Source organism: Myxococcus llanfairpwllgwyngyllgogerychwyrndrobwllllantysiliogogogochensis, assembly GCF_006636215.1.
Classification (GTDB): domain Bacteria; phylum Myxococcota; class Myxococcia; order Myxococcales; family Myxococcaceae; genus Myxococcus; species Myxococcus llanfairpwllgwyngyllgogerychwyrndrobwllllantysiliogogogochensis.
Window position 1 is genome coordinate 1 of sequence record NZ_VIFM01000947.1, and the last position, 398, is coordinate 398.

A 398-nucleotide genomic window follows, 5' to 3' on the forward strand; every position below is an offset into this window, starting at 1 on the left:
CCCACGGCCACTACGACTTGATCGTTCTCGACACCATGCTGCCGGGCATTGATGGCTTCGGCTTGCTGGCCGCGCTGCGGCAGAGCAAGCAAACGCCGGTGATCATGCTGACGGCCCGCCATCGCATCGAGGATCGCGTCCGCGGACTGAAGGCGGGAGCGGGCGATTACCTCGTCAAGCCGTTCGCCTTTTCCGAACTTGTGGCACGCATCGAGGTGCTGCTGCGCCGCACCGCTGGTACTGCGCCCGCGCCTGATGCGCTGCTGCTGTGCCTGGGGGACTTGCAAATGGACCTGGCGAGGCGGCGCGCTACTCGGGCCGGTCAGCGCATCGACCTGTCCGCAAAGGAGTTCCAACTGCTGACACTGCTCTTGCGCCGCAAGGGCGAGGTTCTGTCA

General features: G+C 65.3%; 1 protein-coding gene. It reads left to right on the forward strand.

The window, feature by feature from the left end; genetic code table 11:
- On the forward strand, positions 1-398 hold a 398-nt coding region (locus tag FJV41_RS57620), incomplete at both ends, for a response regulator (protein WP_141649690.1).